This window comes from Streptomyces sp. SCSIO 75703 (genome assembly GCF_036607905.1).
Taxonomy (GTDB): Bacteria; Actinomycetota; Actinomycetes; order Streptomycetales; family Streptomycetaceae; genus Streptomyces.
The window spans coordinates 5,203,421-5,224,417 of the sequence record NZ_CP144555.1; the positions used below are offsets into that span (position 1 = coordinate 5,203,421).

At 72.3% G+C, this 20,997-nt stretch carries 14 protein-coding genes and 1 tRNA gene; 5 read left to right on the top strand and 10 right to left on the bottom strand.

Translation table 11 applies throughout. The features are described from left to right. Window positions 1-21: 21 nt before the first annotated feature. The gene (locus VM636_RS22850) at window positions 22-1,824 is read right to left on the bottom strand and encodes a 5'-nucleotidase C-terminal domain-containing protein (protein WP_030417913.1); all 1,803 of its coding nucleotides are present in this window, start codon (window positions 1,822-1,824) and stop codon (window positions 22-24) included. A gap of 397 nt (window positions 1,825-2,221) precedes the next feature. Here VM636_RS22850 and pyk point away from each other — a divergent pair, with 397 nt between their 5' ends. After that, window positions 2,222-3,667, top strand: coding sequence for a pyruvate kinase (pyk, locus tag VM636_RS22855; protein WP_338485511.1), 1,446 nt, complete (start codon window positions 2,222-2,224; stop codon window positions 3,665-3,667). Window positions 3,668-3,793: 126 nt separating this feature from the next. Here pyk and VM636_RS22860 read toward each other — a convergent pair. After that, window positions 3,794-3,867 (bottom strand) — tRNA-Leu (locus tag VM636_RS22860). A 101-nt stretch (window positions 3,868-3,968) separates the two neighbouring features. On the opposite strand from VM636_RS22860, the gene VM636_RS22865 reads away from it, so the two are divergent. Beyond that, window positions 3,969-4,625: a response regulator gene (locus VM636_RS22865; protein WP_030417915.1), complete on the top strand. Its 657-nt coding sequence runs from the start codon at window positions 3,969-3,971 to the stop codon at window positions 4,623-4,625. A 205-nt stretch (window positions 4,626-4,830) separates the two neighbouring features. On the opposite strand, the gene VM636_RS22870 is transcribed toward VM636_RS22865, so the two are convergent. The 7 genes from VM636_RS22870 to VM636_RS22900 all read right to left on the bottom strand — a co-directional run bounded on the left by VM636_RS22870 (window position 4,831) and on the right by VM636_RS22900 (window position 14,304). Beyond that, the gene (locus tag VM636_RS22870; RefSeq protein ID WP_030417916.1) at window positions 4,831-5,547 is read right to left on the bottom strand and encodes an ABC transporter ATP-binding protein; all 717 of its coding nucleotides are present in this window, start codon (window positions 5,545-5,547) and stop codon (window positions 4,831-4,833) included. Next, window positions 5,544-6,470 carry an ABC transporter ATP-binding protein gene (locus VM636_RS22875; protein ID WP_030417917.1) on the bottom strand — a complete coding sequence of 309 codons (927 nt, stop codon included), beginning with the start codon at window positions 6,468-6,470 and terminating at the stop codon, window positions 5,544-5,546. Before VM636_RS22875 ends, VM636_RS22870 begins: the two co-directional genes overlap by 4 nt. A 5-nt stretch (window positions 6,471-6,475) precedes the next feature. Continuing rightward, a complete protein-coding gene (locus tag VM636_RS22880) occupies window positions 6,476-8,302 on the bottom strand; it encodes a branched-chain amino acid ABC transporter permease (protein ID WP_030417918.1) in 1,827 nt (608 codons plus the stop codon). Between the two features lie 5 nt (window positions 8,303-8,307). After that, window positions 8,308-9,240 carry a branched-chain amino acid ABC transporter permease gene (locus VM636_RS22885; RefSeq protein WP_030417919.1) on the bottom strand — a complete coding sequence of 311 codons (933 nt, stop codon included), beginning with the start codon at window positions 9,238-9,240 and terminating at the stop codon, window positions 8,308-8,310. Between the two features lie 111 nt (window positions 9,241-9,351). Then, window positions 9,352-10,590 carry a branched-chain amino acid ABC transporter substrate-binding protein gene (locus VM636_RS22890; protein ID WP_030417920.1) on the bottom strand — a complete coding sequence of 413 codons (1,239 nt, stop codon included), beginning with the start codon at window positions 10,588-10,590 and terminating at the stop codon, window positions 9,352-9,354. An 885-nt stretch (window positions 10,591-11,475) separates the two neighbouring features. After that, window positions 11,476-11,961: a hotdog fold thioesterase gene (locus VM636_RS22895; protein ID WP_053912619.1), complete on the bottom strand. Its 486-nt coding sequence runs from the start codon at window positions 11,959-11,961 to the stop codon at window positions 11,476-11,478. 63 nt (window positions 11,962-12,024) lie between these two features. Beyond that, on the bottom strand, window positions 12,025-14,304 hold the full coding sequence (locus tag VM636_RS22900; protein ID WP_053912620.1) for an FdhF/YdeP family oxidoreductase: 2,280 nt from the start codon (window positions 14,302-14,304) through the stop codon (window positions 12,025-12,027). 267 nt (window positions 14,305-14,571) lie between these two features. Between VM636_RS22900 and polA the strand changes: the two genes are divergently transcribed. Together polA and VM636_RS22910 are read left to right on the top strand one after the other, a co-directional pair. After that, on the top strand, window positions 14,572-17,298 hold the full coding sequence (gene polA / locus VM636_RS22905) for a DNA polymerase I (protein ID WP_338485516.1): 2,727 nt from the start codon (window positions 14,572-14,574) through the stop codon (window positions 17,296-17,298). 298 nt (window positions 17,299-17,596) lie between these two features. Further along, window positions 17,597-18,010: a hypothetical protein gene (locus VM636_RS22910; protein WP_053912621.1), complete on the top strand. Its 414-nt coding sequence runs from the start codon at window positions 17,597-17,599 to the stop codon at window positions 18,008-18,010. 49 nt (window positions 18,011-18,059) lie between these two features. Here VM636_RS22910 and VM636_RS22915 read toward each other — a convergent pair whose 3' ends face one another. Continuing rightward, a complete protein-coding gene (locus tag VM636_RS22915) occupies window positions 18,060-18,920 on the bottom strand; it encodes a DUF4184 family protein (protein ID WP_338485518.1) in 861 nt (286 codons plus the stop codon). A 241-nt stretch (window positions 18,921-19,161) separates the two neighbouring features. On the opposite strand from VM636_RS22915, the gene VM636_RS22920 reads away from it, so the two are divergent. After that, window positions 19,162-20,946 (top strand): lytic murein transglycosylase, encoded by a 1,785-nt coding sequence (locus VM636_RS22920; RefSeq protein ID WP_338485520.1) that lies wholly within the window; start codon window positions 19,162-19,164, stop codon window positions 20,944-20,946. Window positions 20,947-20,997 lie beyond the last annotated feature (51 nt).

Genomic DNA, 20,997 nt, shown 5'->3' on the forward strand with positions numbered 1-20,997 from the left:
GGCGCCGGGGCCGCCGGCCGGTCAGAACACCGGCGTGCCCTCGCGGGTCAGGATCCAGTCCGCCGAGGCGAAGTCCCGCGGGTCGAGCACCCCCTTCGCCGTCACCCACTCCGCGATCCGGGTGCGGATCTCCGTCGACTCCGACCACACCTCGGGCGCCGACGCCACGTGCGGGAAGGCGCCGCCGCCGTTGGCCCGGTAGTTGTTCACCGCCAGCACGAACCGCTGGTCGTTTGCCACCGGGGCGCCCGCGTGGCGCAGCGCGGAGATCCGGGAGCCGGCCGGGCGGGCGACGTCGATCTCGTAGGTCAGCCCGGAGACGTAGTCGTAGTTGTAGTCCGGGCGTCCGTTCGCGTTGGTCAGCTTCTCCACGTCCACCGGGGCGCCGGGCGCCGTCCGCACGTAGTACTCCGCCGAGAACTCCAGGTAGGCGCGGAGTTGGGCGCCCGTCAGGATCTTGGCGACCAGCGTGTTGTCGTACACGTACAGGCCCGACAGGTCCCGGATCGTCACGTCCCCGGCCGGGATCTCGGAGGTGCGCGAGAACGGCGACGCCTGCGCCAGCACCGGCAGCGAGGCGTGCTCCGTGCCCGCCAGCGCCTCCCGGACCACGTCCTCCTGGACCGTGGTGATCAGGTCGATGACCGGGGCGTCCTTGTAGCGGGCCTCGGCCGTCGTCAGCGTCTCGGTGGCGGTGCCGACGACCTGGTTGACGTAGGCCACCACGCGGGCGTGCTCGTCCGCCAGCAGCCGGGTGATCGCCGGGTCGTCGGGGACGTCGGCGGAGTCCCGCAGCGAGGCCCGCACCGACTCCACGTGCCAGCGGCCCCGGTCGAGGACCAGCGCGATGTCGAAGAGGGTGAGCCGTTCGGCGTAGCACAGCGGTTCCGAGAGGACGACGGAGCGGCCGGTCTCCTCGTTGACGACCCGCAGTTCCGCGATCTCCTCGTGGGCGTGGCCGACCAGGATCGCGTCGATCCCCGGCACCCGGCGGGCCACCTCGGCCGCCGCGTTCTCCACGTACGGCAACTGGTCGCCGTAGGAGGAGGTGCCCGAGGAGCCGGAGTGGGCGGAGACGACCACCACGTCGGCGCCCATCGAACGCAGCCTCGGCACCCACCGCGCGGCCTGCTCCTCCAGGCCGGGGAAGGCGAGCCGGCCCTGCACGTACGCCTTGTCCCAGATGGCGATGCCCGGGTTGGTCAGCCCCAGCACCGCGACCTTCACCGGCGGCCCGGCCGGCGGGCGGAACGTCTTCATCAGGTACGGCGGGAACGCGGGCTCCAGCGTGCGGGCATCCACCGCGTTGGCGCCCAGCAGCGGGAAGCGGCACTGCCGCTCGAAGGCGCGCAGCGTCTCGATGCCGTAGTTGAACTCGTGGTTGCCGAGCGCCACCGCGTCGTATCCGATGGCGTTCATCGCCCGCGCCATGGGGTGCACCGGGCCGCCCTCGGCGGTGATCGGGTCCACCTTCGCGTAGAAGTAGGTCAGCGGTGTGCCCTGGATGGTGTCGCCGGCGTCCAGCAGCAGCGTGTTCGCCCGCCCGCGTTCCTCGCGGACCCGGTTCACCAGGGTCGAGATCCGGGCCAGGCCCTGCGCGTTGCCGTCCGCGTCGGTGTACTCCGCGTCCTTGAAGTAGTCCCAGTTGAAGACGTGCCCGTGCAGGTCGGTCGTGCCCATCACGGTCAGCGCGTAGCGCTTCGGGTGCGGGGGCCCGCCGCCCCGCTCGCCCGCCGCGGCCACCGGCGCCGCCGCGCCGGCCAGTGCGACCCCCGCCCCGGTCACGACGGACCTCTCCAGAAACGTCCGGCGGTTCAACGGCATGCTGGCTCCCCTCGGAACGGACGGACCACCGGACGGCCCCCGTCCGGCAACGCGCGTAGATTCCGCCTTGGGGAGGGTGCATGTCAACAGTCCGGCGGGTTTCGCCCCGGCGGCCGGAGGGTGAAGCGGGGTGCGGGCCGGCCCCGGGTGCGGTCCGCGCACCCGCCCGGGAAGGCGACGGGAAAGCGACGGGAACGCGAACGGGAACGCGGACGGGGAAACGTCGGGAATGCGTGCGGGATGCGAAAGACGGTGCGAAAGGAAATACGGCCGGAAATCGCTCATCGGAGCACGCTGCCGCACATCTTGACAGCAGGCAACAAGCTTTTACCCGACGGTGGTTGAGTCGTCATGTGAGGCCAATTCGCTACCGATCGGTACGGCATAGGCTCTGGCCATGCGCCGAGCAAAGATCGTCTGCACCCTGGGGCCCGCCACCGACTCGTACGATCAGATCAAGGATCTGGTCGAGGCCGGAATGGATGTCGCCCGGTTCAATTTCAGCCACGGCACCCACGCCGAGCACGAGGAGCGTTACCGCCGGGTCCGCAAGGCGGCCGACGAGAGCGGGCGCAGCATCGGCACCCTCGCCGACCTCCAGGGACCGAAGATCCGGCTCGGTCATTTCGCCGAGGGCCCCGTCCTGCTGGAGCGCGGCGACACCTTCACGGTCACCGTCGAGGAGGGCGTGGCCGGCGACCGCCACCGGTGCGGCACCACCTACGCCGGGCTCGCCGCCGACGTGGCGCCCGGGGAACGCATCCTCGTCGACGACGGCCGGGTCTGCCTGGAGGTCACCGCCGTCGACGGGCCCCGGGTGCGCACCACGGTCGTCGAGGGCGGCGTGGTCTCCGACCACAAGGGCCTCAACCTGCCGGGCGTCGCCGTCTCCGTCCCCGCCCTGTCCAAGAAGGACGAGGACGACCTGCGCTGGGCCCTGCGCAACGGCTTCGACGTCGTGGCCCTCTCCTTCGTGCGCAGTGGACGCGACATCGTGGACGTCCACCGCATCATGGACGAGGAGGGCCGCCGCCTCCCCGTCATCGCCAAGGTGGAGAAGCCGCAGGCCGTCGAGAACATCGAGGAGATCGTCGCCGCCTTCGACGGCGTCATGGTCGCCCGCGGCGACCTCGGCGTCGAGATGCCCCTGGAGCAGGTGCCGATCGTCCAGAAGCGCGCGGTCGCCCTGGCCCGGCGCAACGCCAAGCCGGTCATCGTCGCCACCCAGATGCTGGAGTCGATGATCGACCACCCCCGCCCCACCCGCGCGGAGGCGTCCGACGTCGCCAACGCGGTCATCGACGGCACGGACGCGGTGATGCTCTCCGGCGAGACCAGCGTCGGCCGGCACGCCGTCGACGCCGTGCGCACCATGGCCCGCATCGTCGAGGCGGCCGAGGAGGACCTCCTCGGCCGGGGCCTGCCCCCGCTGACCGGCCGCGACAAGCCCCGCACCCAGGGCGGTGCGGTGGCCCGCGCGGCGGCGGAGACCGGCGACTTCCTCGGCGCCCGGTTCCTGGTCGCCTTCACCCAGTCCGGCGACACGGCCCGGCGCCTGTCGCGCTACCGCTCGCCGATCCCGCTGCTCGCCTTCACCCCGGAGCCGGCCACCCGTTCCCAGCTCAGCCTGACCTGGGGCGTGGAGACCTTCCTCGGTCCGCACGCGGACACCACCGACGGGATGGTCGAGCAGGTGGACGAGTTGCTGACGCGGTACGGCCGGTGCGGCGAGGGCGACGTCGTCGTCATCACCGCCGGTTCCCCGCCCGGCGTCTCGGGCACCACGAACATGGTCCGGGTGCACCGCATCGGCGAGGACGTCACCGCGCACGGGCGGCCCTAGCCGGGCGGGCCGGACGGCGGGTCCCCGGGGCGTGGCGAGGGGAGGACAGAAGTACGGAAAGCGGATGTCCTGGAGGCGGACATCCGCTTGCGGCATTCCCCGACTCGCCCGTGAAACAAAGGCAAGTGCCCCGGGTGGGACTCGAACCCACACTGAATGCCTTTTGAGGGCATCGTCTCTGCCGATTGGACTACCGGAGCCTCTTCGAACCGAAGGGCAGTCTAACCCCTAGGTGACTCAAACATACAGGAGCTAGGTAGGCTCTTGTCAGCAGTGCCCCTGCCCCCCATGAGGAGCCCACGTGACCGCCCCCGAGTCGCCCCAGCCCGCCGACGTGCCCGAAGAGGGCCCGTCACACGTGCCTCCCCTGACGACCCGTGTCGTCATCGCCGAGGACGAGGCCCTGATCCGGCTCGACCTCAAAGAGATGCTGGAGGAAGAGGGGTACACGGTCGTCGGCGAGGCGGGCGACGGCGAGCAGGCGGTGGAACTCGCCCGGGAGCACCGGCCGGACCTCGTGATCCTCGACGTGAAGATGCCCAAGCTGGACGGTATCTCCGCGGCCGAGAAGATCGCCGAGGAGAGCATCGCCCCGGTGCTGATGCTGACCGCCTTCTCCCAGCGCGACCTGGTCGAGCGGGCCCGCGACGCCGGCGCGATGGCGTACCTCGTCAAGCCGTTCAGCAAGAGCGACGTCGTCCCGGCCATCGAGATGGCCGTCTCGCGCTTCACCGAACTGAAGGCGCTGGAGCAGGAGGTCGCCGACCTCAGCCAGCGGCTGGAGACCCGCAAGCTGGTCGACCGCGCCAAGTCGGTGCTCCAGACGGAGTACGGGCTGACCGAGCCCGCCGCCTTCCGGTGGATCCAGAAGACCTCCATGGACCGGCGGATGTCCATGCAGCAGGTGGCCGAGGCCGTCATCCAGGACGCCGAGGAGAAGAAGGCCGCCAAGGGCTGACCGCCGCCCGCACCCCCGTACGTCCCCGCGGCCGGGGCGCGGGGCGGCGTACGCACGAGGCCCGCGCCCCCGTCACGGGGGCGCGGGCCTCTCGTCCGGGCCGGGCGCGCTCGGGGCCGGGCCCGAGGCGGAGTTGGCGGCCGGGTTCCGGGCCGGGACCGGGGCAGGGTTCCCGGGCCGGGCCCTCCCGGTCCCCGCCGCGCGCTCAGTCCTCGCCGAGGTACGCCTTGCGGACGGACTCGTCGTGCAGCAGGTCCCGGCCCGTCCCGGACAGGACGATGTTGCCGACCTCCATCACGTGCCCCTGGTCCGCCAGCGACAGCGCCGCCTGGGCGTTCTGCTCGACCAGCAGGATGGTGGTGCCCTGCTCCTTCAGCTCGGCGATCGTCGCCATGATCTTCTGCATCATGATCGGCGACAGGCCCATGGAGGGCTCGTCCAGCATCAGGAGCTGCGGCTGGGACATCAGGGCCCGGCCCATGGCGAGCATCTGCTGCTCACCGCCCGACAGGGTGCCCGCCGCCTGCTTGCGGCGCTCCCCGAGGATCGGGAAGAGCCCGTAGGCGCGCTGGATGTCCTTCTCGATGCCCGCCTTGTCGTTGCGCAGGAAGGCGCCGAGCCGCAGGTTGTCCTCGATCGACATGCGCGGGAAGATGTGCCGCCCCTCGGGGGAGTGGGCGAGCCCCAGCGAGACGATCTCGTGCGCCGGGATCTTCTTCAGCGACCTGCCCCGGAACCGGATCTGCCCGCCGACCGGCTTGAGCAGCCCCGACAGGGTGCGCAGGGTGGTGGTCTTGCCGGCGCCGTTGGTGCCGATCAGGGTGACCACCTCGCCGGCGTCGACCGTGAAGGAGATGCCCTTCACGGCCTGGATCTTGCCGTAGGCGACGCGGAGGTCCTCGACCTCGAGCAGTGCGGTCATCGGTCGTTCTCCTTGCCGGCCGCGGTGTCGGTCGGGTTCTCGGCCTGTGCCTCGGCGGCCTGCGCCTCCGCGGCCTCCACCTCGGCGGCCTCCGCCGCGCCCGGGTCGTTCTCCAGCGGCTCGCCGAGGTAGGCCGCGATGACGCGCTCGTCGCCCTGGACGGTGGCGCTGTCGCCCTCGATCAGCTTCTGTCCCTGCACGAGGACCGCGACGCGGTCGCACAGGTTGAAGATGAAGCGCATGTCGTGCTCGATGACGAGGACGGCGATGCCCCGGTCGCGGATCGCGAAGACCAGTTCCTCGGTGGTCCGCGTCTCCTGCGGGTTCATCCCGGCCGTCGGCTCGTCCAGGAGCAGCAGCCCCGGCTCGCTGGCGAGCGCGCGGGCGATCTCCAGCTTGCGCTGCTCGCCGTAGGGCAGGTTCCGCGAGAGGTGGTCGGCCTTGTGGGCGAGCCCCACGAACTCCAGGAGTTCCATGGCGCGTTCGCGGGAGGTCGCCTCCGCCCGGTGGAAACCGGGCCCGCGCAGGACGGCCGACCAGAAGCCCTCCTTGGTCCTGGTGTGCCGGCCCACCAGGACGTTCTCCAGGACCGTCATGTTGGCGAACAGCCGGATGTTCTGGAAGGTGCGGGCGATGCCTGCCGCGGTCACCTTGAACGACTTGGGCGGCAGCACCTTGTCGCGGAAGCGGACCTCGCCCTCGGTCGGGACGTACAGCCCCGTCAGGCAGTTGAAGAACGTGGTCTTGCCGGCGCCGTTGGGACCGATCAGGCCGACGATCTCCCCGCTGTTCACGGTGAGGTCGACGCCGCTGACGGCGGTGAGGCCGCCGAAGCGCATGGTGACGCCGCGCGCGTCGAGGAGCGGGGTGCCGGAGCCGGGCGCCGCGGGCGCCGTGTCCGTGGTCGTGGTGTCGGTGGTCATCGTGGTCAGGCCCCTGTCTTGCTCAGGACGTCGGGCGCTGCCGCCTCTTCGTGGAATTCGAGCTGGCGGCGCCGGTTCGGGACGAGGCCCTCCGGGCGGAAGCGCATCAGCAGGACGAGCGCGAGTCCGAAGGCGAAGAGCTGGTAGTTGCCGAGGAACTGGAGCTTGTTGGGGATCAGGAAGAGCAGCGCCGCGCCGATCAGGGGCCCGCCGATGGTGCCCATGCCGCCGAGGACGACCGCGGCCAGCAGGAACGCGGAGTTCGGCGGGATCGCACCGGCGAAGAGGTACTGCTCGGGCGTGACCGTGTACGTCACGTGCGCCTGCACGGTGCCCGCCAGACCGGCCAGGGTGGCGCCGACCGCGAACGCGATCAGCTTGACCCGGAAGCCGTGGATGCCCATGGCCAGCGCCGCCGTCTCGTCCTCCCGGATCGCCACCCACGCCCGGCCGATGCGGGAGTCGCCACTGCGCCGGAAGACGAGGACGACGACGGCCGTGATGAGGAGCATCAGGAAGAAGTAGTTGGCGAACCGGCCGATGGTGACCCCGCCGACGACGTGGTGGACGCCCAGGTCGAAGCCGAGGATCTCCAGGTCGGGGACGGAGGAGACACCGTTGGAGCCGTTGGTGAGGTCGGGACCCGAGGTGCCGTCCAGGTTGTTGGCCGCGATCCGGAAGATCTCGCCGAAGCCCAGGGTGACGATGGCGAGGTAGTCGCCGCGCAGCCGCAGGGTCGGGGCGCCGATGAGGACGCCGAAGATCAGGGAGGCGGCGGCGCCGACCAGCACGGCGGCCCAGAACGGGAAGTGCACGTCGAACGGGGAACTGGGCGAGCCGGAGACCAGGGCGGCGGCGTAGGCGCCGACGCCGAGGAAGGCGACGTAACCGAGGTCGAGCAGGCCGGCGAGGCCGACGACGATGTTCAGGCCGAGGGCGACGGTGGCGAAGATCAGGATGTAGACGCCGATCGTCGCGTACTGGTCGTCGGTCTGGGTGAACGGGAAGCAGGCCGCGGCGACGAACGCGCCGCAGATGGTGATGTTCTGGTGCCGCGCCGTGACCTGGGTGGCGTGGGCGATCAGACCGGCCTTGTGCAGCGCGGCGAAGCAGAACCCGGCCGTGATCAGGAAGCCGATGAACAGCTCGTCGTACTCGGTGCCGATGCCGTACGTGAAGACCAGCAGGCAGACGGCGAGGATGCCGACGATGACGAGGATCTCCAGCGAGGCGGGCAGCCGGCGCAGCGGGCGCGGGGCGCCGGCGGCGAAGGACGCCTTGACGACGTGCCAGCCGTGCGCGGCGTTGTGCCGGAAGCGTTCCCCGCCGCTCGCCTCGGGGTCGATCGGGTCGGGCTCGGGCCGCTCGAAGGGCAGCGCCAGGGCGCCGAGGAGCCCGGCCAGGGTGACGACGGCGACGAGGTAGCCGCCCGGCTCCAGGTTCACCACGCCGCCGAGCCGGAAGCTGATGGCGAGGACGGTGTACCAGGCGGTGGCGAAGGTGGCCAGGGAGGTGAGCTTGAGCGCCGCGTCACCGCCCGCGGGGGCGAGCCAGCCGAGCCCCTTGACGCCGTGGGCCGCCAGGCCGAACAGCGCGGTGAGGGCGCCGCCGATCAGGACCAGGACCTGGAGCCCGCCCGGGTAGCCGTAGAAGGTGAGGTCGCCGGGGAACTCGTCGGTCCAGGTCCAGGCGAGGAAGGTGGAGACGACGGCCAGGACGCCGCCGCCGGTGGCGAGGGCGCGGGCGGCGCGCTCGGGGATGCCGATGAGGCCGGCGGGACCGCCCGCGGCGTGGACGTCGGGGCTCTGGGGAGGGGTGGTCTGTGTGGTCATCGGTGTCACGCCCTGTCCGCAACGCGCTCGCCGAGCAGGCCCTGTGGCCGGAACAGCAGTACGAGGATGAGGAGGATGAAGGCCCAGACGTCCGCCCAGGACTGGCTGCCGAACTGGCCCATGCCGGGGATGTCGGAGATGTAGGCGGTGGCCAGGGTCTCGGCGATGCCGAGGACGACCCCGCCGATCATGGCGCCGTAGATGTTGCCGATGCCGCCGAGCACGGCGGCGGTGAACGCCTTGAGGCCGAGGATGAAGCCCATGCGGAAGTCGATCTGGCCGTACTTCAGGCCGTTGGCGAGGGCGCCGACCGCGGCGAAGGTGGCGCCGAGGGCGAAGGCGATCACGATGATGCGGTCGGTGTTGACGCCCATCAGCTTGGCGGTGTCCGGGTCCTGCGCGGTGGCCTGCATGCCGCGCCCGGTGCGGGTGCGCATCACGAAGTAGGCCAGGACGGCCATGCTCACCGGCGCCGCGATCAGCAGGAAGACGTCACCGGTCTGGATGGTGACGCCGCCGAACTGGAAGGGGCCGCCCGGGATCTGCGGGAAGGTGCGGGCGGACTTCGCCTCCGGGTACCAGGCCCACACCGCCTGCTGCAGGGCGAGGGAGAGGCCGATGGCCGTGATGAGCGGGGCGAGGCGGGGGGCCCCGCGCAGCGGACGGTAGGCGAACCGTTCCGCCCCGACGGCCACCGTGACGGCCACGATCATGGCGCCGAGCAGCATCAGGGGCAGGGCGATCCACATGGAGGTGCCGTCGGGCAGGATGTACACGTAGACCGTGAGGGCGCCGAAGGCCCCGGTCATGAAGATCTCGCCGTGGGCGAAGTTGATGAGCTGGATGATGCCGTAGACCATCGTGTAGCCAATGGCGATCAGCCCGTACATGGATCCCAGTAGCAGGCCGTTGACCAGCTGCTGCGGCAGTTCGTTCACCGCATGTCCTCCGAGACGTTCGGATGTTGACGGATGTGGCCCGGATGCGAGTCCGCGCGGGGCGCCTGTGGAACAGCGCCCCGCGCGGCTCGTGGGCAGTGGTGCGGTGGGTCAGCCGGTGTAGGTGCCCGAGTCGACCGCCTCGAAGGCGCCGTTCTTGACGGCGTACACGGTGAGCTGCTTGTTGGTGGCGTCACCGAACTCGTCGAAGGAGACCTTGCCGGTCACACCGTCGAAGGAGACGTTCTGCATGGCCTCGGTGACCTTGGCCCGCGCGTCGGAGGGCAGTTTTCCGCCATTGTCCTCGACGACCTTCTTGACGGCCTCGATGACCGCCCAGGCGGAGTCGTAGGAGTATCCGCCGTAGGCGGCGTAATCCTCCTTGTAACCGGCCGCCTTGTAGTCCTCGACGAACTTCTTGGCCGAATCCAGTTCCTCGACCGGGGCGCCGACGGAAGTCGACAGGTCACCCGTGCTCTGCGGTCCGGCGAGCTTGATGAACGTGTCGTCCTTGATTCCGTCACCGCCGACCAGCGGAATCTTGGCGCCCGCGTCCTTGATCTGCTTGCTCAGCGGTCCGGCCTGCGGGTATTCACCGCCGTAGTAGACGACATCGGCGCCGGAGTTCTTGACCTTGGTGGCGACCGAGGAGAAGTCCTTGGTGTCCGGATTGATGTGCTCGGTGCCGACCACCTTGCCGCCGAGCTTCTTGAACTCGTCGGTGAAGGTGCCGGCGAGTCCGGCGCCGTAGGTCTTCTTGTCGTCGATGACGAAGACCTTGGTCTTCTTGGCCTTGTTGAAGACGTACTGCGCGGCGAAGGGCCCCTGGATCGCGTCCGTGGTCGCGGTGCGGAAGTACGACGTGTAGGGGCGGACCTTCTTGGTGCGCCAGTCCGGGCCCTGGGTGAGGGACGGGCCCGTGTTGGCCGGCGAGACCTCGACCAGCTTGGCCGAGTCGAAGACCTTCTGCATGGACTCGCCGACCGAGGAGTTCAGCGGGCCCACGACGCCGAGGACGTCCTTGTTGGCGACGAACTTGGCGGCGTTCTGCTGGCCGGCGGAGGGCTGGCCCTGGTCGTCGAGGGCCTGCACCTCGAAGGTGACGCCCTTGACGAACTCCTGCTTGTTGGCCGTCCGGGCGGCGAGGTCGGCCGAGTTCTTGATGCCCAGGCCCAGCGAGGACAGGTCGCCGGTCAGCGGGGCGTCGACGCCGATGACGACGGTGGTGCCCTTGGAACCGCCGTTCCCGGAGTCGGAACCGCCGTCGTCGTCGCGTGAGCCGCAGGCGGTGAGGGTGAGGGCTCCGGCCGCCAGAGCGGCGGTGATGGCGATGAGCGAACGTTGACGCACGATCAGTCCTTTCCCTGGCACAGCCGCTTCCCCGTGTGGATACGGCCGAGTCGAGCGCTGCGCCGAAGTGACAATCCGACTGCGCCGTGACTGGCCGTGACTCTAAGCGCGGGTGGTGAAGGTCGAGGAGGGTCTGACAGATGCTGTGACTCTCTTGTTATGACACGGGGTATTGCAGAGCGGTACCGGCAGGGAAGAAGGGCTGAATTCCGGCCGATTCGCCCGGTCCGCATCGTGAGAACCCGCAGGACCGAGGGGGCATGTTCAGGCGTCTCGGGCGTTTTGGTGATTACGTGGAATCGTTGCTGTAGGCGACCTGTGGGGCCTCGGAGAGGTCTCGGGCATAGCGCGTACCCGGGAGGAAGCCATTCACGTGTATTGCGCATGCATTACACAGCGTGACGCCCCCGGAATGGGAGTCCGGCATTCCGCGAGATCTTTCCGTATTTCGCCACCTGGCACCTGGGAATGATCTTGCGGGCGGAATGCGGTTATGTCTGGAAAGGTGCGGCGAGGGGCCCGGATACCGAGAGTGGGCGCGGGGTCCGGACGGAGGTCGGAAGAGACCGGCCGTCGTGGGGCACGGGCCACGGGGCCGCGGGTGTCCACGGGGTGACGCCCGCTCAAGGGCATGGCATGGGCGGCCGGTTGACGGGGTGACGGCTCGGGGTGGTCCGGGGTGCCGGACGGCCGGGGGTGACGCGCCGCACCGCGTGGACCAAGCCGCGCTGCACGGCGGGGCGTTGGCGTGAACCGCCGCCGTCGTTGACGGCCGCCCGCCCGCCGGGGTGGCGCGGGGCCGGAGACGCCGGAGGGCCGGACGGGAATCCACCCCGTCCGGCCCTCCGTCCCGGCGGGCGCCGCACTGCGGCGGCCCGCCGGGGGTCAGCCCGCCGCGCCGGCCGGCGCCCCGCCGGGGGACACCTCCCGCAGCAGGCACGTCAGCCGCCCGGTACACACCCGCCGGCCCTGCTCGTCGCTGATGACGATCTCGTACGTCGCCGTCGAACGGCCCCGGTGCACCGGCGTGGCCACGCCCGTGACCAGACCGGAGCGGACCCCGCGGTGATGGGTGCAGTTCAGGTCGACCCCGACCGCGATCTTGGTGCTGCCGCCGTGCAGCATCGCGCCGACCGACCCGAGCGTCTCCGCCAGCACCGCCGAGGCGCCGCCGTGCAGCAGCCCGTACGGCTGCGTGTTGCCCTCCACGGGCATCGTGCCGACGACCCGCTCCGCCGCCGCCTCGACGATCTCCACGCCCATCCGCGTCCCGAGGTGCCCGGCGGAGAACAACGCGGGCAGGTCGATGCCGAGCGCGGCGTACTCGTCGATGACCTCCTGCGGGAACTGCACCTGCTGCTGCTCACCCATGAGCCGGCTCCGTTCGTCGTGATCCGTCGGCCCGATCCGTCCGTCGGCCTGCTGAGCGAACGCTCAGTCGGTCGTCGATTGTTCCAGACGGACCACGACCGACTTGCTGGCCGGGGTGTTGCTGGTGTCCGCCGTGGCGTCCAGCGGCACCAGCACGTTGGTCTCCGGGTAGTACGCCGCCGCGCAGCCCCGCGCCGTCGGGTAGTGCACGACCCGGAAGCCCGGCGCCCGCCGCTCCACGCCGTCCGACCACTCGCCGACCAGGTCCACGTAGGAGCCGTCCGGCACCCCCAGGTCACGGGCGTCCGACGGGTTGACCAGGACCACCCGGCGGCCGTTGCGGATGCCCCGGTAACGGTCGTCCAGCCCGTAGATCGTGGTGTTGTACTGGTCGTGCGAGCGCAGCGTCTGGAGCAGCAGCCGCCCCTCGGGCAGCTCCGGGTACTCCACCGGCGCGGCCGTGAAGTTGGCCTTGCCCGTCGCCGTCGGGAAGCGGCGCTCGTCGCGCGGGGCGTGCGGCAGGGTGAAGCCGCCGGGGTGCGCCACGCGCGCGTTGAAGTCCTCGAAGCCGGGGACCACGCGCCCGATGCGGTCGCGGATCGCCCCGTAGTCCCGCTCGAACTCCTCCCACGGCACCGTGCTCTTCTCGCCGAGCACCCGCCGGGCCAGCCGGCACACGATGGCCGGTTCGGACAGCAGGTGCCGGCTCGCCGGATCCAGCCGCCCGCGCGAGGAGTGCACCATGCCCATCGAGTCCTCGACCGTCACGAACTGGTCGCCGCCCGCCTGCGTGTCCCGCTCGGTGCGCCCGAGCGTCGGCAGGATCAGCGCCCGCGCGCCCGTGACCGCGTGGGAGCGGTTCAGCTTGGTCGACACGTGCACGGTGAGCCGCGCCCGCCGCATGGCCGCCTCGGTCACCTCCGTGTCGGGGGAGGCCGACACGAAGTTGCCGCCCATGGCGAAGAACACCTTCGCCGCGCCGTCGCGCAGCGCCCGGATGCCGCGCACCACGTCGTACCCGTGCTCGCGCGGCATCGCGAAGCCGAACTCCTCCTCCATGGCGTCCAGGAACTCCGGGTCGGGGCGCTCGAAGATGCCCATCGTGCGGTCGCCCTGCACGTTGGAGTGGCCGCGCACCGGGCAGACGCCGGCGCCGGGGCGGCCGATGTTGCCGCGCAGCAGCAGGAAGTTCACGACCTCGCGGATCGTGGGCACCGAGTGCTTGTGCTGGGTGAGCCCCATCGCCCAGCAGACGATGGTGCGTTCGGAGGCGAGCACCATGCGCAGCGTCGCCTCGATGTCCTCGCGGCTCAGACCGGTCGCCCTGAGGGTCTCCTCCCAGTCCGCCTCGCGGGCCGCCTTGGCGAAGTCCTCGAAGCCGTGGGTGTGTTCGCTGACGAACGCCTCGTCGACCGCGCCCTCGGTCTCCAGGATCAGCTTGTTCAGCAGCCGGAACAGGGCCTGGTCGCCGCCGAGCCGGATCTGCAGGAACAGGTCGGTCAGGGAGGCGCCCGCGATGAGCCCCTTGGGCGTCTGCGGGTTCTTGAAGCGCTCCAGCCCGGCCTCGGGCAGCGGGTTGACGCTGATCACCTTCGCCCCGTTGGCCTTCGCCTTCTCCAGGGCGGAGAGCATGCGCGGGTGGTTGGTGCCCGGGTTCTGCCCGGCGACGATGATCAGGTCGGACTTGTACAGGTCCTCCAGCAGGACGCTGCCCTTGCCGACGCCGATCGTCTCCGACAGCGCCGAGCCGGACGACTCGTGGCACATGTTGGAGCAGTCCGGCAGGTTGTTGGTGCCCAGCTCGCGGGCGAAGAGCTGGTAGAGGAAGGCGGCCTCGTTGCTGGTGCGGCCGGAGGTGTAGAAGAGCGCCTCGTCCGGCGAGTCCAGCGCGGCGATCTCCTCGGCGACGATGTCGAAGGCGCGCTCCCAGGTGACCGGCTCGTAGTGCTCACCGCCCTCGGGGAGGTACACGGGGTGGGTCAGACGGCCCTGCTGGCCCAGCCAGTAACCGCTGCGGGTCGCCAGGTCGGCCACCGAGTGCTGGGCGAAGAACGCCGGGGTCACCCGGCGCAGCGTGGCCTCCTCGGCCACGGCCTTCGCGCCGTTCTCGCAGAACTCCGCCGTGTGCCGGTGCTCCGGCTCCGGCCAGGCGCAGCCCGGACAGTCGAAACCTTTCTTCTGGTTGACGTTCAGCAGCGTCAGCGCCGTCCGTTTCACGCCCATCTGCGCCTGCGCGATGCGCAGGCTGTGGCCGATGGCCGTCAGCCCCGCCGCCGCGTGCTTCGGCTCGGCGACCCGCGGCGCGTCCTGCACCGGATCACTCTTGGGCGGCTTGCTGGCCATCGCTCGCTCCTTCGCTTTCACGTGTGAGGTACGTCTCCGATCCTCGCACGGGCCGCCGCCGGCCCGGCTGTCCGGCCGTGGGGGAGGCGGTGGCGGCCGTGAGGACGGTGGTCGCGCGGACCGTGTCGCACCCGGGCGGGGAAGGGGCCGGGCACCCGCCCGGAGGGCGTACGCGTGTGCCACCGCGGCCGGCGGCGCGACGTCCGGCGCGGCCCGGCCGGGCCGGGGCGGCCCCGGCTGTCGGTGGCACGTGGCAGGATCGGGGACGTGGCAGAGACAGCATCGAAGAAGACCGACAGCACCCCCGGCGGCGGCCGTCCGCGCCTCATGCTCATGGACGGGCACTCCCTGGCCTACCGCGCGTTCTTCGCGCTGCCCGCGGAGAACTTCACGACCGCGACCGGCCAGCCCACCAACGCGATCTACGGCTTCGCGTCGATGCTCGCCAACACGCTGCGTGACGAGGCGCCCACGCACTTCGCGGTGGCGTTCGACGTGTCCCGCAAGACCTGGCGCTCCGAGGAGTTCACGGAGTACAAGGCGAACCGCTCCAAGACCCCGGACGAGTTCAAGGGCCAGGTCGAGCTGATCTGCGAACTGCTCGACGTGATGCGCGTCTCCCGCTTCGCCGTCGAGGGCTTCGAGGCGGACGACGTCATCGCCACCCTCGCCACCCAGGCCGAGGCCGAGGGCTTCGAGGTGCTGATCGTCACCGGCGACCGGGACTCCTTCCAGCTCGTCAGCGACCACACCACCGTGCTCTACCCGACCAAGGGCGTCTCCGAGCTGACCCGGTTCACCCCGGCGAAGGTCGTCGAGAAGTACGGACTGACCCCCGCCCAGTACCCGGACTTCGCCGCCCTGCGCGGCGACCCGTCGGACAACCTGCCCGGCATCCCCGGCGTCGGCGAGAAGACCGCCGCGAAGTGGATCAACCAGTTCGGCTCCTTCGCGGAACTGGTCGAGCGCGTCGACGAGGTCAAGGGCAAGGCCGGACAGAACCTCCGCGACCACCTGGAGTCCGTCAAGCTCAACCGCCGCCTGACCGAGCTGGACCGCGAGGTCGAACTGCCGAAGGGCGTCGGCGACCTGGAGCGCCTCGCCTACGACCGCAAGGGCGTCGCCCTGGTCCTGGACACTCTGGAGATCCGCAACCCGTCGCTGCGCGAGCGGCTGTACGCCGTCGACCCCGGCGCCCGGGAGGCGGAGGCGACCCCCGTCGTCGCCGACGGCGTCGAGCTGGACGGCACCGTCCTCGGCACCGGCGAACTGGCCGGCTGGCTCGCCGGCCACGGCACCGGGCCGCTCGGCGTCGCCCTCGTCCACACCTGGGCGCTGGGCACCGGCTCGGTGGCCGAGGTGGCCCTCGCCACGGCGGGCGGCCCGGCCGCCTGGTTCGACCCGTCGCAGCTCGACGAGGCCGACGAGCGGGCCTTCGCCGGCTGGCTGTCCGACCCGGAGCGGCCCAAGGTCCTGCACGACGCCAAGAGCGCCATGCGGGTCCTCGCCGAGCACGGCTGGAGCGTCGCCGGGGTCGGCATGGACACCGCCCTCGCCGCGTACCTGGTCAAGCCGGGCCGCCGCTCCTTCGACCTGGACGCCCTCTCCCTGGAGTACCTGCACCGCGAGCTGGCCCCGGCCGCCGCGGCCGACGGGCAGCTCGCCTTCGGCGCGGACGAGGGGGCGGAGGCCGAGGCGCTCATGGTGCAGGCCCGCGCCGTCCTCGATCTGGGCGAGGCGTTCGGGGACCGGCTGCGCGAGGTCGGCGCGGCGGACCTGCTGCGCGACATGGAGCTGCCCACCTCGGCCCTGCTCGCCCGCATGGAGCGGCACGGCATCGCCGCCGACCGGGCGCACCTGGAGAGCATGGAGCAGATGTTCGCCGGCTCCGTGCAGCAGGCGGTCAAGGAGGCCCACGCGGCGGCCGGACGCGAGTTCAACCTCGGCTCGCCCAAGCAGCTCCAGGAGGTCCTCTTCGGCGAGCTGAACCTGCCGAAGACCAAGAAGACCAAGACCGGCTACACCACCGACGCGGACGCCCTCGCCTGGCTCGCCGGCCAGACCGAGAACGAACTGCCCGTGATCATGCTCCGCCACCGCGAGCAGGCCAAGCTGCGCGTCACCGTCGAGGGCCTGATCAAGACCATCGCCGCCGACGGCCGCATCCACACCACGTTCAACCAGACCGTCGCCGCGACCGGCCGCCTCTCCTCCACCGACCCCAACCTCCAGAACATCCCGGTGCGCACCGACGAGGGCCGGGCCATCCGCCGCGGCTTCGTCGTCGGCGAGGGCTTCGAGTCCCTCATGACCGCCGACTACAGCCAGATCGAACTGCGCGTGATGGCCCACCTCTCCGAGGACGCGGGACTCATCGAGGCGTTCACCTCCGGCGAGGACCTGCACACCACCGCCGCCGCGCAGGTCTTCTCCGTCGAGCCCGCCGCGGTCGACGCGGAGATGCGCCGCAAGATCAAGGCCATGTCGTACGGCCTCGCCTACGGGCTGTCGGCCTTCGGCCTCTCCCAGCAGCTCAACATCGAGGCGGCCGAGGCCCGCGGCCTCATGGACGCCTACTTCGAGCGGTTCGGCGGGGTCCGCGACTACCTGCGCCGGGTCGTCGACGAGGCGCGGGCCACCGGGTACACGGAGACGGTCTTCGGCCGCCGCCGGTACCTGCCCGACCTCAACAGCGACAACCGCCAGCGGCGCGAGATGGCCGAGCGCATGGCCCTCAACGCGCCCATCCAGGGCACGGCGGCCGACATCGTCAAGATCGCCATGCTCAACCTGGACAAGGCGCTGCGCGCGGCCGGCCACACCTCCCGCATGCTGCTCCAGGTCCACGACGAGATCGTCCTGGAGATCGCCCCCGGCGAGCGGGAGGCCGTGGAGGCCCTGGTCCGCCGCGAGATGGCCGACGCGGTGAGCCTCAAGGTCCCCCTCGGCGTCTCGGTCGGCGTGGGCGACGACTGGGAGTCCGCGGCGCACTAGGGTCCTGCGTTGGGATCAGGCCGGACCCCGCGAGCCCGGCGTGATCCGAACGAGAGGCCCTGGCCTCCGGCGGGCCCGTCCGCACGCTCCCCGGGGAGGCCGTGCGGACGGGCGCGGACCGCGCTGGGAGGCTGCGGTGAGCCACCGTCCCGGAGGCCGGGCCGCCCCGGCACTTCCCGCGCCTCGGGCCCGCTCCGCCCGGCGGCTCCCGGCCTCACACGGCGCGCGCGTCCCCGCCGTCACTCAGGTGGCCCCCGCGAAAAGGGCATCACCCCGGGACGGCCTCCAGGATGCGGGCATGGGTATACGCCTGCTGCTCCAGCGCCGCACCGCACCCGCACGGACACGGACCGGCGGCCCCGGCCGGCCGCCCCTCGCGCCGGTCCGGGCCGTCGCGCCGAGGGCGAGCGCCCTGCGCGTCCCCCTCACCCTCGCCACGGCCCCCCGCCACACCACCGCAGCCCTGCGCCGCCTCGCCCACCGGGCCCCCGCCCCGCGCCGCCGGGGACGGCCGGCCCCGGCGCCGCAGGGCCGGACCACACCGGGGCGCCGGTCCGGGTGGGCCCGGGTGGGCCGCGTGGTCGCCGACGGCCTGCGGGCGCGGGCCCGGACCGTACGGAGCGCCGCCGGAGCCCTCGGCACCCGCCCGGGCGCCCCCGCGCCTCCGCCGCCCCCGGCCCCCCGCCCCTCCGGACCGGGCACCGCCCCCTGACGCCCCCTGGCGCCGACGGGCGGGCGCCGGCCGCCTGACGCCGGCCACGTCACCGCACCGGCGCCCCCTCCGCCTCCTGCGCCTCCGCGCGCTCGCCGCCCCGCGCCGGCCGCCGCGCCCGCACCGCCCCCGCGTACAGCAGCAGCGCCGGGGCCAGGCCCGCGCCCGCACCGAAACACAGGGACGGGACCAGCTCCCACGGGGCAGCGACCGCACCCCAGACCTCCCACCACCGGTCCGCCCGCCACACCGCGCCCGCCACCGCGCAGCCCCCCAGCAGCACCCCGGCACCCACCCGGTCCCGTACGGACAGGTCCGGCACACCAGCGGGCCCGCCCTCCGCACCGGCCGCGGGCACCCGGCGCAGCGCCCGTACCAGGAAGGCGCCGACCACCACCGCGGCCACGGCGGAACCGCCGTACTGCACCCACCAGTACAGCGGCGCGCCCGCCACGTCCCCGGCCAGCGCCGGGATTGCCCGCGTCCCCCACCGGCCGGGGTGGGTGAAGGCGTCCCACACCACGTGCGTCAGCGCGCCCAGCACCGCCGAGCCGTACCACCGCGCCACCAGCGCCGCCCGCGGGCGCGCACGCGGCGCCCCGCACCGGACGAGCGCCGCCACCCGTCCCCGGCGGGAGCGGGGGAGCAGGGCCACCAGCGGTTCCCGCAGCAGCAGCCAGAGCCCCACCAGCGCGCAGGCGAGGAGGACGTCGACGGTGAGGACCCCCGGCAGGGAGTGCGTCACGTCCCCGAACCCCATCGCCCCGGGCACGAGACCCGCCGCGTAGTACGTCAGGTCCGGCGCGAAGGAGCCCGCCACGAGAACGGCCGGAACCAGCCCGCCCCGGCCCGTCCCGTCGGCCCGCACTCCGGGCAGTACCGCGGCGGCATGACTGAGCGTGAACGGCAACGCGGGCTCCTCGTATGGTCAAGTGGTGAAAATCGGGCATGAACGGGTGCCCGCGCAAAGGAAGTTGTCGTAGGGTCGCCTGCGGCACCGTACTGGTCGAACAGACGAACACCACGGCGCGGACGGCGTGGTGCAACCCCCGGCACGGACCGATCGTCACCTCAGGGCGGGGACGGTCGGCGACCGACCGGCCGGGACGGACGGACGAGGGCGCGAGGCGCCCACGGGAGGGGTTCACTCTATGGCGGCCCAATTCGGCAGGCGGCTCCGCAAGGGCGCGGTCACCACCACCGTGGCGGCGGTCGCGGTCGCGGCCCTGTCCGCGTCCCAGGCCCCCGACGTGACCGGCGGAGCACCCGGCACGGGGACCACCTCCGACTCCACCGCCCCCCGCGGCCCGGCCGACGGCGACAGCGCCACCGGCAACTCCCCCTACTACACCGCCCTGCCGCCGCTCAACAGCCCGAACCCGGCCCCGGCCACCGGCACCGCCGACTCCCGGGGCCCGTCCGAGGCGGGGATACCCGCGACCGTCCTCGACGCCTACAAGAAGGCCGAGGCGACGCTGCGCCGCGACAAGCCGGGCTGCAACCTCCCCTGGCAACTCCTCGCCGCCATCGGCAAGGTGGAGTCCGGGCACGCCAACGGCGGCCGTCTCGACGCCGAGGGGACCACCCTCACCCGCATCATCGGCCCCCAGCTCGACGGCAACGGCTTCGCGCTCATCAAGGACACCGACGGCGGCCGGTACGACGGCAACAGCGAGTACGACAACGCCGTCGGCCCCATGCAGTTCATCCCCTCGACCTGGGCCTGGGCCGGCCGCGACGGCAACGGCGACGGCGTCAAGGACCCGAACAACATCCACGACGCCACCCTCGCCGCCGGGCACTACCTGTGCCGCAACGGCTGGGACCTCTCCCGGCAGGCCGACCTCCGCCGCGCCGTGCTCAGCTACAACAACTCCGAGGACTACTTCCGCACGGTCATGTCCTGGCTGGAGTACTACCGCCAGAACACCCACGAGATCCCGGACGGCACCGGCCCGCTGCCCGGCGCCCGCAGCGACTCCGACCGCCGCACGACCCGCCCCGGCCCGGCCACCGGCACCGGCGGCTCCACCGGCCGCACCCCGGGCAGCGGCCCCGGCGTCACCCCGGGCCCGTCGGCCCCCGCCCCCGCCCCCGGCAAGCCGGCCGAGCCGGCCCGGCCCACCGAGCCCACCCCGCCCGGCACCGGCTCCCCGCGGCCCGAACCGAGCGACCCGCCGGCCGAGACGCCCACCCCCACGCCCACCGACACGGTGCACCGCCTGGAGAACGCCGGCACCCCGCGGCTCACCGCGACCGCCGGCGACGCCTTCGCCCAGCGCATCGGCGCCCGTGCCGTGACGCAGGACGGCGACGCCGTCGCCGGCGTCCGGGTCCGCTTCACCGTCACCGGCGACACCGACGCCGCCTTCGCCGGCGGCGAGAACGTCGCCACGGTCCGCACCGACGCCTCCGGCCTCGCCCACGCGCCCGCGCTGCGGGCGGGCGAGAAGACCGGCGTCTTCACCGTCCGCGCCACCGTCGTCGGCCGCCTGACCCCCGTCCTCTCCTACCGGGCCACCGTCACCGAACGCACCGCCGACACCCTCGTCCGCACCGCCGGAACACCGCTCACCTGCGCCCCCGGCGAGCAGTTCGCCGACCGGGTCCGGGTGAAGGCCACCCGCGAGGGCGAAGCCGCCGGCAAGGTCGCTGTCACCGCCACCCTCGTCACCTCCGGCGAGGACCCCGCCGAGAACGACAAGGGCCCCCACTTCAAGGACGCCGACGGCAACGCCGTCCGCACCCTCACCGGACTGCGCACCGACGCCGACGGCCTGCTGACCCTGCCCGAGCTGTACGCCGACGACACCACCGGCACCTTCGTGCTCCGCCTCACCACCGCGGGCGGCGCCACGCTCGACGTCCGCCTGGACGTCGCCGAGCCCGAGACCGAACCGTCCCCCGGCCCCTCCACCGGGACCGACCGGTCCTGACCCGCCCGAGCACCACCGGGCGTCACGCCCGCCCCGCGGAGCCCTCACGGC